Annotated in this window: 15 protein-coding genes; 5 read left to right on the forward strand and 10 right to left on the reverse strand. The window is 71.7% G+C overall.

Annotation, left to right across the window (positions count from 1 at the left end; genetic code table 11):
- Window positions 1-16 precede the first annotated feature (16 nt).
- On the reverse strand, window positions 17-844 hold the full coding sequence (locus RKD20_RS04860) for an alpha/beta fold hydrolase (protein ID WP_424876565.1): 828 nt from the start codon (window positions 842-844) through the stop codon (window positions 17-19).
- 57 nt (window positions 845-901) lie between these two features.
- On the opposite strand from RKD20_RS04860, the gene RKD20_RS04865 reads away from it, so the two are divergent.
- Complete coding sequence (locus RKD20_RS04865) at window positions 902-1,378, forward strand: MarR family winged helix-turn-helix transcriptional regulator (RefSeq protein ID WP_424876566.1); 477 nt, start codon at window positions 902-904, stop codon at window positions 1,376-1,378.
- Window position 1,379: 1 nt separating this feature from the next.
- Here RKD20_RS04865 and RKD20_RS04870 read toward each other — a convergent pair whose 3' ends face one another.
- Entirely contained in the window at window positions 1,380-2,528 is a 1,149-nt protein-coding gene (locus tag RKD20_RS04870; RefSeq protein ID WP_424876567.1) for a CapA family protein, read from the reverse strand.
- Window positions 2,529-2,727: 199 nt separating this feature from the next.
- Between RKD20_RS04870 and RKD20_RS04875 the strand changes: the two genes are divergently transcribed.
- From RKD20_RS04875 to RKD20_RS04885, 3 genes are all read left to right on the forward strand, one after another.
- Window positions 2,728-3,273, forward strand: a complete 546-nt coding sequence (locus RKD20_RS04875; RefSeq protein ID WP_028807581.1) for a sigma-70 family RNA polymerase sigma factor — start codon at window positions 2,728-2,730, stop codon at window positions 3,271-3,273.
- Window positions 3,274-3,409: 136 nt separating this feature from the next.
- A complete protein-coding gene (locus RKD20_RS04880; RefSeq protein WP_390101363.1) occupies window positions 3,410-3,925 on the forward strand; it encodes a hypothetical protein in 516 nt (171 codons plus the stop codon).
- Between the two features lie 151 nt (window positions 3,926-4,076).
- The gene (locus tag RKD20_RS04885; RefSeq protein WP_424876568.1) at window positions 4,077-4,730 is read left to right on the forward strand and encodes a zf-HC2 domain-containing protein; all 654 of its coding nucleotides are present in this window, start codon (window positions 4,077-4,079) and stop codon (window positions 4,728-4,730) included.
- Between the two features lie 9 nt (window positions 4,731-4,739).
- Here the strand turns inward: RKD20_RS04885 and RKD20_RS04890 are convergent, their stop codons facing one another.
- The 3 genes from RKD20_RS04890 to RKD20_RS04900 form a co-directional block, all read right to left on the reverse strand.
- Entirely contained in the window at window positions 4,740-5,603 is an 864-nt protein-coding gene (locus RKD20_RS04890; RefSeq protein ID WP_424876569.1) for an Fpg/Nei family DNA glycosylase, read from the reverse strand.
- 36 nt (window positions 5,604-5,639) lie between these two features.
- Entirely contained in the window at window positions 5,640-7,745 is a 2,106-nt protein-coding gene (locus RKD20_RS04895; protein WP_424876570.1) for a SpoIIE family protein phosphatase, read from the reverse strand.
- A 62-nt stretch (window positions 7,746-7,807) separates the two neighbouring features.
- On the reverse strand, window positions 7,808-8,968 hold the full coding sequence (locus tag RKD20_RS04900; protein WP_424876571.1) for a DUF6777 domain-containing protein: 1,161 nt from the start codon (window positions 8,966-8,968) through the stop codon (window positions 7,808-7,810).
- 132 nt (window positions 8,969-9,100) lie between these two features.
- On the opposite strand from RKD20_RS04900, the gene RKD20_RS04905 reads away from it, so the two are divergent.
- The gene (locus RKD20_RS04905; RefSeq protein WP_424876572.1) at window positions 9,101-10,522 is read left to right on the forward strand and encodes a lipase maturation factor family protein; all 1,422 of its coding nucleotides are present in this window, start codon (window positions 9,101-9,103) and stop codon (window positions 10,520-10,522) included.
- Here the strand turns inward: RKD20_RS04905 and RKD20_RS04910 are convergent.
- The 5 genes from RKD20_RS04910 to RKD20_RS04930 are packed head-to-tail and all read right to left on the reverse strand — an operon-like array spanning window position 10,510 to window position 14,750.
- Entirely contained in the window at window positions 10,510-11,337 is an 828-nt protein-coding gene (locus tag RKD20_RS04910) for an amidohydrolase family protein (RefSeq protein ID WP_424876573.1), read from the reverse strand. The two genes, RKD20_RS04905 and RKD20_RS04910, sit on opposite strands and share 13 nt — an antisense overlap.
- Window positions 11,334-11,684, reverse strand: a complete 351-nt coding sequence (locus tag RKD20_RS04915; protein WP_424876574.1) for an L-rhamnose mutarotase — start codon at window positions 11,682-11,684, stop codon at window positions 11,334-11,336. Before RKD20_RS04915 ends, RKD20_RS04910 begins: the two co-directional genes overlap by 4 nt.
- Window positions 11,681-12,652, reverse strand: a complete 972-nt coding sequence (locus RKD20_RS04920) for an aldo/keto reductase (RefSeq protein WP_424876575.1) — start codon at window positions 12,650-12,652, stop codon at window positions 11,681-11,683. The genes RKD20_RS04915 and RKD20_RS04920 overlap by 4 nt, the downstream gene beginning before the upstream one ends.
- Complete coding sequence (locus RKD20_RS04925; RefSeq protein ID WP_424876576.1) at window positions 12,649-13,404, reverse strand: SDR family NAD(P)-dependent oxidoreductase; 756 nt, start codon at window positions 13,402-13,404, stop codon at window positions 12,649-12,651. The genes RKD20_RS04920 and RKD20_RS04925 overlap by 4 nt, the downstream gene beginning before the upstream one ends.
- On the reverse strand, window positions 13,401-14,750 hold the full coding sequence (locus RKD20_RS04930) for an L-fuconate dehydratase (RefSeq protein ID WP_424876577.1): 1,350 nt from the start codon (window positions 14,748-14,750) through the stop codon (window positions 13,401-13,403). Before RKD20_RS04930 ends, RKD20_RS04925 begins: the two co-directional genes overlap by 4 nt.
- Between the last annotated feature and the right edge of the window lie 6 nt (window positions 14,751-14,756).

The raw sequence follows: 14,756 nt of genomic DNA on the forward strand, positions 1-14,756 counted from the left end.
TCGAACTGGCGGAGCGTCAGAGCGAGCGCAGGAAGTCCAGCACGATCGCGTTGAACTCCGCGGGCTTCTCCAGGTTGGGAAAGTGCCCGGCCTCCTCGATCGTCACCGAGCGCCCGTCCTGGACCGTCCGCGCGAGCCGCTCGGGCATGTCGATGCCGTCGGCTGCGTCGAGGGCACCGTGGACGGCGAGAACCGGTACGTCGATCTTCGGCACCCGGCTCCAGGGATCGTCGAGCGGGACGTGCCAGTTCGTCTCGCCGAGGGTGTGCTTGGAGATGGTGTGCGTCGCCATCTCCCGGACATGCCGTACGACGTCGGGGTCGAGGTCGTCCACGGTGCGGTGCGGTCCGGCCACGTTCTTGGCGAAGGCCTCGATCCAGTCGGTGACATCACCGGCGGCCAGCATGCGGGCCGACTCGGCGGCGCGTTCCACCGTCCACGGGTCGGTGTACTCGAACGCGCTGGTCCCGCCCCCGCAGACGGCCAGCGCGCGGACCAGCCCGGGGTGTTCCAGCGCCGTGTCGGTGGCGACGGCGGCGCCCATGCACAGACCGACGAGGACCGCGGGCCCCGCGTCGAGGTGGCGCAGCAGGTCGCCGAGGTCGTCGGCCCAGCGGAACGGCCTGCTCGCGTTGGCGGAGAACCCGTGGCCCCGCACGTCGGGCGCGACCACGCGGTAACCGGCGGAGACCAGTGCCGGTATCTGGTGGTCGAAGACCCGGTGGTCGACGTAGCCGGGGTGCACGAGGACCACGAGGTCCCCGGTTCCGGTGTCGCGATAGGCGAGGTCCCCATCGGCGGAGGTGAAGAAACGCAGATCCGAAGCTGTCACTGCTGTCGTCATGACAACCAAGGTGTCATCATTTCCCGTTTTTGACAACCGGGGTGTCATGATGGCCGGGTGAGCGACATGGACAAGCCACTTCCCCCCGACGAACTCGGCCACCGCGTGTCCGAGGTGTTCGACCTGGTCGGCGCGCTCTACCGGCGCGGACTGCGCAAGCTGGAGCAGGACGAGGCGGCCGGAGGGGTGTCCGTCGGCGTGCGTTCCGTCCTCGTCCTGCTGCACAGGTACGGGCCCATGACGGTTCCTCAGATGGCCCGGATCATGGCGCTGACCCGCCAGTTCGTGCAGCGCATGACCAACGAGGCGATGGACCGGGACTGGGCCGAGGCCACACCCAACCCCGCACACCAGCGGTCCTCGCTGATCCGGATCACGGACGAGGGCGTGGCCGTCATCACCGCGATCCTCGCGCGCGAGCACGCCCTGAACCGGCAAGTGGGCGGCGGCGAGCTGACCGAGGCCGAACTCCGGGCGTGCGTACGCGTGTTGAAGGAGATGCTGCGGACCTTCGACCACGTGGACGTGGACTGACCTACTGACCCATGGTGAGCCCGTCCTTGGCCGCGCCCCGGCTCAGCACCACCTCACGGATCCGGTCGCGGACACCCTCGACGTCGGCGCCCCGCGCGATCGCCTGGTTGAGGTTGACCACCCGGCCGGCGTCCACATCGAACATCTGCGGCACGAACTCCGCCTTCGCGACCCGCCAGCGCTCCCCCGGCCGGGCGGGCGGGGCGAACGTGAAGCGACCGAGGGTGGACTGGTTGCCGCGCGGGTCCTGGGCGCCCTCGTGGTTGAACATCTCGCCGGCGATCTGGTCGCCCATGCCGTAGACCACCCAGGTGCCGTTGACCTTCTCGTACGCCTGCGGGACATGGGCGTGGGTGCCGAGGATCAGGTCGACGTCGGGACGCCCGCCGGTGCGGGCGGCGGTCAGGTCGCGGGCCAGGGCCAACTGCTGCTCGTCGGGCGCGTCCTGCCATTCGGTGCCCCAGTGCAGCGACACGACCACCACGTCGGCGCCCGCCTTCCGGGCGGCCCGCGCGTCCGCGAGGATCTTGGTCTCGTCCATCAGGTTCACCGCCCAGGGCTGCCCCTGGGGCAGCGGGAAGCCGTTGGTGTCATAGGTGTAGGCGAGGTGGGCGACCTTCGCCGGGCCCGCGCGCAGGACGGTGACCGTGCGTGCCTCGCCCTCGGTGCGGGCCGAGCCGGCGTGCCGTACGCCCGCGCGGTCCAGGGCGTCGAGTGTGCGGCGGATGCCTTCGCCGCCGTCGTCGAGGCTGTGGTTGGAGGCGGTGGAGCAGCCGTCGTAGCCGGTGACGGCGAGGGCCTGGGCCACCTCGGGCGGCGACTTGAAGGTCGGGTAGCCGGTGTAGTCGCCGTTCGCGCCGTAGACGGTCTCCATGTGACACAGCGCCAGATCGGCGCGGGAGACGACGGAACGGATTCCGGCCAGCATCGGACGGAAGTCGTAGCCGCTCCCGCCCGCGTCGAAGCGGGCCCGGTCGATGATCGAACTGTGCGGCAGGACGTCACCGGAGGCGACGAGCGTGAAACCGCGCGGTGCGGCGGCGGACGGGGCGGGACGCCCGGGTGTCGCGTGGTCGTGCGCCTGGCAGGCCGCTCCTCCGGCGAGAAGGACCGTGAGGGCCAGTGCAACCTGCTGTCTGCGTGCAATCATCAGCTCACCCCACTGAGGTCATATTTACTGACGAATAGGTATGAGCTTGTCCGTGTCCGCAAACGGTCCGGACGACTACTTGACCCGTCCGGGGCGGAAGGGACCGTTCACCGAACCGTTCGTCGACGCGATCGACCGTCCGCCGCAGATCCTTGTGCGCGCCCTGTCCCCCGGCCCCGCGCTGGGGTGCCATACGGCCATGACGGCCGGAACCACCCTCACGAACGGGACGACCGCCGAGCACGAGCTCGCCGCACTGCAGCGGGAGCACGGCCGGCCCCTCTTCGCGCTCCTCCTCCGGCTCAGCGACGGCGACCGGCAACGCGCCGAGGACCTCGTGCAGGAGACCCTCGTTCGCGCCTGGCAGCATCCCGAGGCGCTGCGTGCCGACGACTTCGAGTCCGTACGGCCATGGCTGCTGACCGTGGGGCGGCGGCTCGCGATCGACGCACGGCGGGCCCGGCAGGCGCGTCCCGCCGAGGTCGGCGACGCGGTGCTGGAGAACGCCCGGGTGTGCGCCGACCACGCCGAGCGGGCGGCCGCCGCCCTCGACGTACGCGAGGCTGTGAAGACACTCACTCCGGAGCACCGTGAAGTCCTGGTGCTGGTGTATTTCCAGGGGGCGAGTGTGGCGGAGGCCGCCGAAATCCTGGGGATTCCGCCCGGTACCGTGAAGTCCCGCGCGTACTACGCGCTGCGCGCCCTGCGCCGGGTGCTTCCGGGATACGCGGCCGACCTGCGGTGAAACCAATGGGAAAGTCAAACCTCCGTAAAGCGCCTTGCTGAGGACCCCGGTTGAGTAATCGGCTGTCCCTATCCGTGTTCCGGACTGGGAGCCCGGGGTCGGGCGACGCGCACGCACCGGAGGAAGGCAGGAAGGGATGCTGCACAGAGGTCAAGAGAGCACGGAGGGCACCGGTGGCGGCGAACTCGTCGTCCCCATGGCCTGGTTGTACGCCGAGTACATCGCCGACGAGCTGCTGCGTTCCGGCGATCTGATGCCGCCGACGTCCTTCGAGTTCCGTGCCGGACGGGACGCGCTGGCGCTCACCGTCTTCCTCGCCGACACCGAGGGAGAGCTCTCCGGCATCCAGGTCGTCTCGCAGCTGGAGAACTGGCTGTCCCTGACGGCGTACGACCAGCCGTGGCAGGACTGGGTGTGCGAGCGGATGGCCGCGCTGACCGCGGAGGCGGTCGCCACCGGCGAGCCCGCCGCGGACCTCGAACTCGCGGCCGCCGCCTGGCGCTGGCTGGAGGAGACGGAGCTGCTCGCACCCGACCTGAACGCCGTGCCGGGCGGTGGGGCGGGGGCCGGGGAGGACGAGGGGCCGAAGGTGTGGACACCGGCCTGGCAGCTCGGTCTGCCGCTCGGCCACCTCGCCATCCACCTGTTCTAGATTCCTTTCGATTCGGACCAATCCGCGGGGCCGGCCGCTCCGAATCCCTTGGTCACGATTCTGTCTAGGCCTTGAGTGATTCGGCGGGCTGGTGCGTACCGGTGGGAGCAAGGAGTAACCCCACCCACACCCAACGGCACGAGGTTTCGGCATGAGGTCCTTGGAGAGGCATCGCGACGTCGGCGCGTACGCGCTCGGCGTGCTGGACGAGGCGGAGGCCTTCCGCTTCGAGGACCACCTCATGGAGTGCCCCAAGTGCGCGGCACACGTGACCGAGTTCGGTCCAGTGACCCGTCAGATGATGCTGTACCGCCGGGCGACACCGCGGGTGGTGCACCCGATGGCGCAGCCGGGCCCCCAGCTCCTGAACCGCCTTCTCGGCGAGGTCGCCACCCGCCACCGGGCACGCCGCAGGCGGCTGTTGTACGCGGTGGCCGCCTCGGTGGTCCTGACCGTGGGCGGTTCCAGCCTCGCCATGACGGCGGGCGGCGACGCGGCTCGGACCAGCAGCATCGAGGCCACCGACGCCCGCTCCGGCGTGTGGGCCCAGGTCACCACCGAGGACGAGGACTGGGGCACCCAGGTGGAGCTCAAGGTCAAGGACGAGTCCGGCCCCCGCGCCTGTCACCTCGTCGCGATCAGCCAGGACGGCAAGGAGGAGACCGTCACCGGCTGGAACGCCACCGGGCACGCCACCGGCGACAACACCATGATGGGCAGCTCCACCTTCCACGCCGACCAGATCGACCGCTACGAGGTCAGGACGTCCGGCGGGGAGCATCTGGTGACGCTGGAGCCGAGCTGACGACGTCCGTCACTTGAGCAGTCGCGACAACCGCCGGTCCGCCAGAAGCTTGCCGCCCGTCTGACAGGTGGGGCAGTACTGGAGGGAGGAGTCGCTGAAGGAGACCTCCCTGATGGTGTCGCCGCAGACCGGGCAGGGTTCGCCGGTGCGGCCGTGGACCCGCAGGCCGGACTTCTTCTCCGACTTCAGGCGGCCCGCCGCCACCCCCCTTGAGCGTTCCACCGCTTCGGTGAGGGTCGTGCGCAGCGCCCGGTAGAGGGTCTCCGTCTCCTCGGGGGTCAGCGACGCGGCCAGTTTGAAGGGGGACATGCGCGCCGCGTGCAGGATCTCGTCGCTGTAGGCGTTGCCCACACCGGCGATGAGGGTCTGGTCGCGCAGGGCGCCCTTCAGCTGTCGGCGTTCGTCCTTCAGCAGGGCCGCGAAGCGCGCCCCGTCGAAGTCCTCGGCCAGCGGGTCGGGCCCCAGGCGGGCGACGCCGGGAACCTCCTGGGGGTCCGCCACCACGTACACCGCGAGGCGCTTTTGCGTACCCGCCTCCGTGAGGTCGAAACCGGCGCCGGTCTCCAGCGCCACCCGGAGGGCGAGCGGGCCCTTGCCGGGGCGGGGCGGGCCGTCGGGGAGGCGGTCCTTCCAGTGCAGCCAGCCCGCGCGGGCCAGATGGGTGACGAGGTGCGGGCCGCCGTCCGTCTCCAGGTCGAGGAACTTGCCGTGGCGGTGCACGGCGACCACCTCGCGGCCCTCGACGGCGCCGAGCGGAGGGTCGTACGTCTTCAGCACGCTGATGGCCACCGGCAGCACCCGCACCATCTCGTGGCCGACCAGGTTCTCGGTCAGGAAGTCCTTGAGCGCTTCCACCTCGGGCAGTTCCGGCATACGTCCAGAGTGCCACCGGGGGCCGCTGTGGTCAGCTCAGGTCCGCTCCCCCACGACGAACTCGCACCACACGCACTTCCCGCCGCCCCGCGCCTCCACGCCCCACACATCGCTCAGCAGGTCCACCAGGAGCAGGCCCCGGCCCGAGACCCCCGACTCGCCCGCCTCCCGGCGGCGGGGCAGGGCGCTGGAGGAGTCCTCCACCTCGACGCGCATCCGCCGGTCGGAGCCGGTCAGGACCCGCAGGGTGACGATCGCGGAGCCCTCGGTGTGCATCAGGGCGTTGGTGATCAGCTCGTCGGCGACCAGTTCGATCTCGTCGGAGCGCTCCCGCGCGCCCCAGGCGCCGACCGCGGCCCGGATCATGTGCCGGGCCCCGGTGAGGGCCTCGGGGTCGCCGGGCGCCACGTGCTGCTGGAGGCGGCCGCCGGACTGCGGGCTGTCCAGAGCGCGGCGGCGCAGCAGGAGCAGTGCCACGTCGTCGTCGCCGGCGCGTTCCTCGGCCACGTCGATGAGCCGGTCGGCGAGCTCCCACACATCGGCGGGGCCCACGGCGATGAGGCTCGTGAGGGTCTGCATGCCCTCGTCGAGGTCGACACCGGGCTGTTCGACCAGCCCGTCGGTGCACAGCAGCAGAGTCCCCCCGGGGTCGAGCTCCAGAGTGGCGACCGGATAGTCGAGCTGCCCGAACTCGGCGGACAGCCCGAGCGGCAGTCCCCCCTCGACGGTCACCCGGCGGCAGCTGCCGTCGAGGTGCCGGACCAGCGGGTCGATGTGGCCCGCGCGGACCACCTGGACGACTCCGGTGGCCAGGTCCGCCTCGGCGTACAGGCAGGTCGCGAAGCGGTCGGTGTCGAGCTCGTGGAGGAAGACGGAGGCCCGGGCCATCACGGTGGCCGGGGTGTGGCCCTCGGCGGCGTAGGCCCGCAGCACGATCCGCAACTGGCCCATGACGGCGGCGGCGTGGGTGTCGTGGCCCTGGACGTCGCCGATGACGGCACCGACGCGGCCTCCCCCGGAGGGGTTACCTCCGGGCAGCGGGATCAGGTCGTACCAGTCGCCGCCGATGTCCCGGCGCAGCGAACCCTCGGCGCCGGCGGCCCGGTAGCGGACGGCGACGTCGGCGCCGGGGACGCTCGGGATGGTGCGCGGCAGCATGGCCTGCTGGAGACCGGTGGCGAGGTCCTTCTGCTGCTCGTAGAGCATGGCCCGCTGGAGGCTCTGGGCGATGCTGCTGCCGAGGGCGATGAGGACGTTGCGGTCCTCCGGGGTGAAACCGCGCCGGTCGCTGTAGAGCAGGCCCATGGCGCCGATCGGGCGGGCCTCGGCGATCAGCGGGAGGTAGGCCGCGGAGGTGATGTTGAGGCCCGTGATGTGCGGCCACAGGATGGGGTAGCGGTCCGCGAACTCCTCCGGCGACTCGATGAACCGGGGGGTGAGCGTGCGCACGGCCTCGCTCATCGGGTAGGGCTCGTCGATCCGGGTGATGTCGGTACCGGGTACGAAGCTGCCCGCGGGGCCCTCGGCGATCAGCCGGATGCGGCCCGCCTCGACCAGGCCCATGACCAGGCTGGTGGCGCCGAGGTGGGTGAGTCCGTGGGTGTCCTTGAGGACGTCGATGACGTCCTGGACGGTCCGGGCGTGGGCGAGGGCGGCCGTGGTGAGCTGGACGACGTTGGTCTGCTGGCGCCGGGCCTCGTCCTGGGCGGCCTGCTCCCGGCGGTCCTCCAGCTCGTCCATCTCCTGGGTGGCGTCACGGAGGATCCCGATGATCCGGCGGGGGCGGCCCGTCTCGTCGCGCCGGATGTAGCCCTGGGTGTGGGTCCAGCGCAGGGTGCCGTCACGGCAGCGCAGCCGGAAGTAGGTGCCGTAGTTCTCGCTGCCGTCCTTGATGGCCTGGGCGACCAGGGCGTCCAGCCGGTGCGCCTCGGCCCTCGGGATCCGGACGCCGAGGCTCATCGGGTTGTCGTCGTATTCGTCGGGGCGCAGGTCGAAGACCTCGTGGGCCTGGGCGTCCATGTGGAACAGACCGCTGTCGAGGTCCCAGTCGAAACTGCCCATGCGGTTGAGCGCCAGGATCGGGTCCGGGTGGGCGGGCCAGTCGTCCGGGAGTGACAGGGCGCTCGCTCCCCGATCAACCATGGAGCCACCTTGCCAGGATTTGCCCGATTCTTCGACCGGGAGGCGGGTACTTTCGGCGGCCGTCAGGCGCCGAAGACGTCGGTGGGGCTGCCGAAGACGGTGCCGGTGCCGGTCGGGGCGGCGGGCTCGTCGGGGATCAGCCCGCCGCCGTCGGGGAGATCGGGGGTGTCCGGGACGGTCTCGGGGCCGATCCCGGTCCCGGGGTCCACGGGGACGGTCGTCCGGGTGCCGTCCGGCGGGAGGACGGGGGTCCCGGGCCGTTTCGGGGCAGGTGGGGTGCCGGTGGGCGCGGGGCAGGCCTCGTCGTACGGCTTCGCGGTGGGCGTCGCGGTGGGGCCGGGCGTGACGGTGGCGCCGGGCGTGGCGGTGGCGGTCCGGGTCGGGCAGTCGGGCGCGGGCCGCTGCGGGTCGGCGCCGAAGGGCGTGTCCGGGGACGCGCTGTCGCCCGGGGGCGCCGTCGGGGTCAGCGGTTCCGGCGTCGGCGGGGGCACGGCGTGGTCGTGCCGGCAGTCGTGGTCGATCCGGCGTTCGATCCAGGAGTGGTCGGCGAGGTCGATGATCGTGATGTCGGTGACGAGCTGTTCGCTGGGGGCCACCACGATCACCTGGGTGGGCCGGTATCCGGACCACGGCTGCCCGCTGATGACCGCGCCGCCCCGCATCGCCACCGGTGGCGTCAGGGGGTTGCCGCAGGCGCAGCGGACGCGCGGGACGCCTCGGTTGTCGACGAGGACGGCGGTGCCCGCCTGGAGGACCGACTGGAAGCCGCTCGCCCTGCCGCCGCGGTAGCCGTGGTCGGTGACCCGGGTGTCGGCGCGCAGGACGACCGGGGCGAGTCCGCGCAGATAGTCCGGGACCGCGGCCGGGGAGACGCCCGCGACCTGCGCGAACGCCCGCGTCCTGGACGGGTCGGCGGTCAGGTCGTCGATCTGCCGTGGCACGTCGCAGCTGCCGACGCGCTCGGTGCCGCCGTAGAGGCCGGGCGTCCCGCCGGAGAGGGTCCGTGGGGCGGTCGGGTCGAGTCGGGGCGTCCGGGTGAGGGGTGCCGCCGCGATCGCCGCCGAGCGGGTGAAGGGGCTCGGCCCCTGGGCCCGCGCCGACTGGAGGAAGAGCTCACCCGTCGCCTCGGCGCTGTTCTCGTCCCCGGCACCACCGCAGCCGGCGACGAGGAGTGCCGCGGCGAGCGCGCAGGCCGTGACGAGGGTTCTGGTGGGTCTCCGCACCGCGTTCTCCCGTCCGTTCCGAGCAATTCGCCACTATTGTCTGCTTCACTCACTTGGGTTACGCAAGCGGAAGAGAGGTACACGGAGAGTCACACAGGACCGGCTGGACACTGGAGGCAGGAGAGCACGGCCGTGGACTGGTTCACCGCACCCGACTACTGGCTGAGCCGGCTGGTCTTCCAGCGGGCTCTGGCGGGACTGTACTTCGTCGCGTTCCTGGCGGCGGCCCTGCAGTTCCGGGCGCTGCTCGGAGAGCGCGGGATGCTGCCGGTCCCGCGTTTCGTGGCGCGGGTGCCCTTCCGGCGGGCGCCGAGCCTCTTCCACCTCCACTACTCGGACCGGTTCTTCGCCCTGTGCGCCTGGACGGGCTGCGCTGTGGCGGTCGCGCTGGCGGCGGGCCTGGACTCCCTGCTGCCGCTGTGGGGCGGGATGCTGCTGTGGCTGGTGCCGTGGCTGCTGTATCTGTCGATCGTCAACGTGGGCCAGACCTGGTACGGCTTCGGCTGGGAGTCCCTGCTGCTGGAGGTCGGCTTCCTCGCGGTGTTCCTCGGCAACGACCAAGTGGCCCCGCCGGTCGTGGTGCTGTTCCTGCTGCGCTGGGTCCTGTTCCGGGTCGAGTTCGGCGCGGGGCTCATCAAGATGCGCGGCGACGCCTGCTGGCGCAAGCTCACGTGCCTGGACCACCACCACGAGACCCAGCCGATGCCGGGTCCGCTGAGCTGGTTCTTCCACCATCTGCCGCGGCCGGTGCACCGGGTGGAGGTGGCCGCCAACCACGTCACCCAACTCGCGGTTCCCTTCCTCCTGTTCGCCCCGCAGCCGATCGCCACGGCCGCCGCGTCCCTGATGATCGTGACCCAGCTGTGGCTGGTGCTCTCCGGCAACTTCGCCTGGCTGAACTGGATCACCATCGTGCTGGCGGCGTCGGCCCTGCGCCTCCCGGCCGACACGCCGGGCCCGTCCGCCGCCCCGCTCTGGTACGAGGTGACGGTCCTCGCCGTCGCCGCGCTCCTCCTCGCCCTGAGCTACCACCCGGTCCGCAACATGATCTCCCGAAGCCAGATCATGAACCGTTCCTTCGACCCGCTCCATCTCGTCAACACCTACGGCGCGTTCGGCAGCGTCAGCCGGATCCGCTACGAGGTGGTGGTCGAGGGCACCGCGGACGACGTGCCCCGCCGGGAGTCCGAGTGGAAGGAGTACGAGTTCAAGGGCAAGCCGGGTGATCCACGGCGCTGGCCGCGCCAGTTCGCGCCCTACCATCTGCGTCTGGACTGGATGATGTGGTTCGCCGCGCTGTCCCCCACCTATGCCGGGGCGTGGTTCGGCGCGATGGTCGAACGGCTCCTGGAGAACGATCCCGCCACCCTGAGGCTGTTGCGCCGCTCCCCGTTCCCGGCGGACGAGCCGCCCCGCTATGTCCGCGCCGTTCTCTTCCGGTACCGGTACACGACCTGGCGGGAGCTGCGGGAGACGGGGGCGTGCTGGGAGCGGACATATGTGCGGGAGTATCTGCCACCGACACGGCTGACAGGGACGGTTCAGAGGTCGTAGACGCGGACGGCGGTGCCCTCGAAGATCCGGCCGCTGTCGTAGGCACCGACCAATTCGCGCGCCACGTCCAGGACCTCGCCGTAGGTCGCGGCCAGCGTGCACACCGGCCAGTCGGAGCCGAACATCAGACGGTCCGGGCCGAAGGCGTCCAGGACGGTGTCGGCGTACGGGCGCAGGTCGTCGGTCGTCCAGCTCGCGAGGTCCGCCTCGGTGACCAGTCCGGAGAGCTTGCAGACGGTGTTGGGGAGGCCGGCGAGGGTGCGGACGTCGGTCGTCCAGGGTTCCAGGGTGCCGGACGCGATGGGCGGCTTGCCCAGGTGGTCCAGGACGAAGGTGAGTTGAGGCAACGACTGGGCCGCCCTGACGCAGGCGGGCAGTTGGTGCGGGAGGACCACCAGGTCGTAGACGAGGCCGGCGTCGGCCACGGCGGTCAGGCCCCGGTGCACGTCCGGCCGCAGCAGCCATTCGGGGTCGGGCTCGCCCTGGACCTGGTGGCGGATGCCCTTGAGGTAGGAACCGCCGGGCAGTTCACGCAGGCGGGCCAGCTCGTCGCCGACGTCGGGCCGGGTCAGGTCGGTCCAGCCGACCACGCCCGCGATCAGCTCGTGCCCGGCCGCGAGGGCGAGGAACTCGGGGGTCTCCTCGGGCACGGTGACCGTCTGGACGAGGACCGTGCGGTCGACTCCCGCCGCGCGGGCCCGCGGTGCGAGGTCCGCCGTCGTGAAGGTCCGGCGCAGCGGACTGCCCGGGGCGATCCAGTCCTGGTCCCGCACCGACAGGTCCCACACGTGGTGGTGCGCGTCCACGACCGTCACGGCAGCTCCCACACGACGGGCAGGCCGGCGTCGGCTCCCTCGCCGGAGTAGTCGTGCACCACGTCGAGGAGTTCGGCCATGCGGGCCTGCCAGGTGACGTTCACCGGGAGCTTCTCCAGTTCGGCGAGGAGGCGGCCGTAGTCCTCGCACTCCAGGACGTGGAAGAGGTGCGTGCCTCCCCCACGCTCGACTGCGCTCGCGCGGGGGGACCCCCACCGCCAGATCGTCCAGGAGGTGGCCCCGGCGGCGCGGATCGCGTCGGTGAGTTCGACGGGCACCTCGCGGTGGGCGGCCTCGTACTCCTCGACGCGGTCCGCGCGGACCTTGGTGTGCAGGGCGACTCTCATGACGGCTCCTCGGTGGTCAGGAGGCCGGTGTCGCGCAGCTCCTGCCAGAAGGCAGGGGGTACCGGCGTCGCGAACTGCTCGGCGGCGTCCCGGACTTCGGCCGCAGAGCGGGCGCCCACCAGGACGCTCGCGACGGCCGGGTGGGCGGCGCAGAAGGCGAGGGCGGCGGCCCGCAGGCTGATGCCGTGCCGTTCGGCGACCTCCCGCATGCGCAGGGCTCGGTCCAGCAGATCCCCCGGGGCCTGCGCGTAGTTGAACGTCACCCCCGGCCTCGGGTCCGCCAGCAGACCGGAGTTGAAGGCGCCGCCGACCACCACGGAGACGCCCCGCTCCACGGCGGCGGGCAGCAGTTCGGTGAGCGCGCTCTGGTCGAGCAGGGTGTAGCGCCCCGCGCACAGCACCACGTCGACGTCGGTCTCGCGGACGAAGCGGGTGAGCATCCCGGCCTGGTTCATGCCGGCGCCGATCGCCCCGACGACCCCCTCCGAGCGGAGCTTCTCCAGGGCCGGATAGCCCTCGCGGAAGGCTTCTTCGGCGTGGTCGTCGGGGTCGTGGAGGTAGACGACGTCCACGCGGTCGAGACCGAGCCGTTCGAGGCTGGCTTCGAGGGTGCGTCGTACGCCGTCCGCGCTGAAGTCCCAGACCCGGCGCCGGGTGGCGGGAACCGCGAAGCCGTTGGCGAGGTCGTCGCCACCGTCCGTGGACGGCTCCAGCCGGCGGCCGACCTTCGTGGAGACCGTGAACTCCGGGCGCGGACAGGCGCTCAGGGCCTCGCCCAGCCGGCGTTCCGACAGTCCGAGGCCGTAGTGGGGGGCGGTGTCGAAGTAGCGGATGCCGCTCTGCCAGGCGGCGGTGACCGCCTCGTGGGCCTGTTCGTCGGTCACCTCCGTGAAGAGGTTGCCGATGACGGCGCCGCCGAAGGCCAGTCCGCTGACCCGGACGCCGCTGCTGCCGAGGGTGTTGTTCACTGGCCCACCGGCCTGAGGCGCAGGCCCTGCATGCCGCCGTCGACGGCGAGGGAGGTGCCGGTGGTGGCGCCGGAGAGCGGGCTCGCCAAGTAGGCGATGGCGCCCGCGACCTCGTCGGCCGAGACGAGGCGGCCGGTGGGCTGGCGGGCCTCCAGGGCAGCGCGTTCGGCGGCCGGGTCGGAGGCCTTCGCGAGGAGCCGGCCGATCCACGGAGTGTCCGCGGTGCCGGGGTTGACGCAGTTCACGCGGATGCCCTCGCGGACGTGGTCGGCGGCCATGGCGAGGGTCAGGGAGTACACCGCGCCCTTGCTCGCGCAGTACAGCGCCCGCTGCGGAAGCCCGGCGGTTGCCCCGATCGACGAGGTGTTCACGATCGCCGCGTGCGCGGACTCGCGCAGGTGGGGCAGGGCGGCGCGGGTCACCCGGACCATGCCGACGACGTTGACGTCGAGGACGCGGTGCCATTCCTCGTCGTCGTTGTCCGCGACGGTGCCCTGGGCACCGATGCCGGCGTTGTTGATCAGCACGTCCAGTCCACCGAGGTCGGCGGCGGCCGCGGCGACGGCCGCACGCACCGAGGCGTCGTCGCGGATGTCGGCGCGGTAGGCGAGCAGGGGCTTGTCCACCGAGGACGGGTCCAGGTCGAGGACGGCGACCCGGGCGCCGCGCGCGGCGAGGAGTTCCGCGGTGGCCCGGCCGATACCGGAGGCGCCGCCGGTCACCAGGGCCCTCAGGCCCTCGAAGTCGCTCATGCCGCCTGCCCCTTCTTCCGTGTGTCGTCGGCGAGGTCTTCTGCCCAGAAGGCGCCGTCAGGGAACGTGTACCGCGCGATGGACTCCGGGCGCATGGCGGCCGAGAACCCCGGCCCGCCGGGTGCCTGGTAGTGGCCTTCCCGGATCACCACGGGATCGAGGAAGTGATCGTGCAGATGGTCGACGTACTCGATGACCCGGTTCTCGGTCGTGCCGGTGACGGCCACGTAGTCGAACATCGAGAGGTGCTGGACGAGTTCGCACAGGCCGACCCCGCCCGCGTGCGGGCAGACCGGCACGCCGAACTTGGCGGCGAGCAGGAGGATGGCGAGGTTCTCGTTGACGCCGCCGACGCGGGCCGCGTCGATCTGGACGACGTCGAGGGCGCCTGCCTGGAGAAGCTGCTTGAAGACGACCCGGTTCTGGACGTGCTCACCGGTGGCCACCTTCACCGGGGCGACCGCCGTGCGGATCGCCGCGTGGCCGAGGATGTCGTCGGGGCTGGTGGGCTCCTCGATCCAGTACGGGTCGAACTCGGCGAGCGCCTTGGTCCAGCGGATGGCCTCGTCGACGTCCCAGCGCTGGTTGGCGTCGATCGCCATGCGGATGCCGGGGCCGACGACCTGGCGGGCGACGCGGCAGCGCCGTATGTCGTCCGCCAGATCGGCGCCGACCTTGAGCTTGATCTGCCGGAAGCCGTCGGCGACGGCCTCGGCGGCGAGCCGGGTGAGCTTCTCGTCGTCGTAGCCGAGCCAGCCGGCGGAGGTGGTGTACGCCGGGTAGCCGGTCGCGAGGAGCCGCGCGGCCCGGTCGTCGGCCCCCTCCCGTCCCCGGCGCAGGATCTCCAGCGCCTCCTCGGGGGTGAGCGCGTCCGTGAGGTAGCGGAAGTCGATCTGCGCGACCAGCCACTCGGGGTCGGCCTCGGCCAGCAGCCGCCACAGCGGCTTGTCGGCGCGCTTGGCGGCCAGGTCCCACACGGCGTTGACGACCGCGCCGATCGCCATGTGCATCACGCCCTTCTCGGGGCCGAGCCAGCGCAGTTGGCTGTCGCCGATCAGGTCGCGGTTCAGCGTCCCCGGGTCCGCGCACAGTTCGTCGACGGACCGGCCGACCACATGCCCGCGCAGCGCCTCTATCGCGGCGACCTGGACCTCGTTGCCCCGCCCGATGGTGAAGGTGAAACCGTGCCCCTCGTGCCCGTCGGCCGCGTCCGTGCGCAGCACGACGTAGGCCGCCGAGTAGTCGGGGTCCGGGTTCATCGCGTCGGAGCCGTCGAGCTCGCGCGAGGTGGGGAAGCGGATGTCGTAGGTGTCTACCGCGGTGACACGGGCGGGGGTGGAGGACACGGAGTG

The sequence above is a fragment of the Streptomyces sp. SLBN-8D4 genome (assembly GCF_049739545.1).
GTDB lineage: Bacteria > Actinomycetota > Actinomycetes > Streptomycetales > Streptomycetaceae > Streptomyces > Streptomyces canus_C.

Bases quoted from the DNA above. Each gene is read 5' to 3' on its own strand.
- RKD20_RS04860 (WP_424876565.1), bottom strand. From the start codon at position 844: ATGACGACAGCAGTGACAGCTTCGGATCTGCGTTTCTTCACCTCCGCC.
- RKD20_RS04870 (WP_424876567.1), bottom strand. From the start codon at position 2,528: ATGATTGCACGCAGACAGCAGGTTGCACTGGCCCTCACGGTCCTTCTC.
- RKD20_RS04875 (WP_028807581.1), top strand. From the start codon at position 2,728: ATGACGGCCGGAACCACCCTCACGAACGGGACGACCGCCGAGCACGAG.
- RKD20_RS04880 (WP_390101363.1), top strand. From the start codon at position 3,410: ATGCTGCACAGAGGTCAAGAGAGCACGGAGGGCACCGGTGGCGGCGAA.
- RKD20_RS04885 (WP_424876568.1), top strand. From the start codon at position 4,077: ATGAGGTCCTTGGAGAGGCATCGCGACGTCGGCGCGTACGCGCTCGGC.
- RKD20_RS04890 (WP_424876569.1), bottom strand. From the start codon at position 5,603: ATGCCGGAACTGCCCGAGGTGGAAGCGCTCAAGGACTTCCTGACCGAG.
- RKD20_RS04895 (WP_424876570.1), bottom strand. From the start codon at position 7,745: ATGGTTGATCGGGGAGCGAGCGCCCTGTCACTCCCGGACGACTGGCCC.
- RKD20_RS04915 (WP_424876574.1), bottom strand. From the start codon at position 11,684: ATGAGAGTCGCCCTGCACACCAAGGTCCGCGCGGACCGCGTCGAGGAG.
- RKD20_RS04925 (WP_424876576.1), bottom strand. From the start codon at position 13,404: ATGAGCGACTTCGAGGGCCTGAGGGCCCTGGTGACCGGCGGCGCCTCC.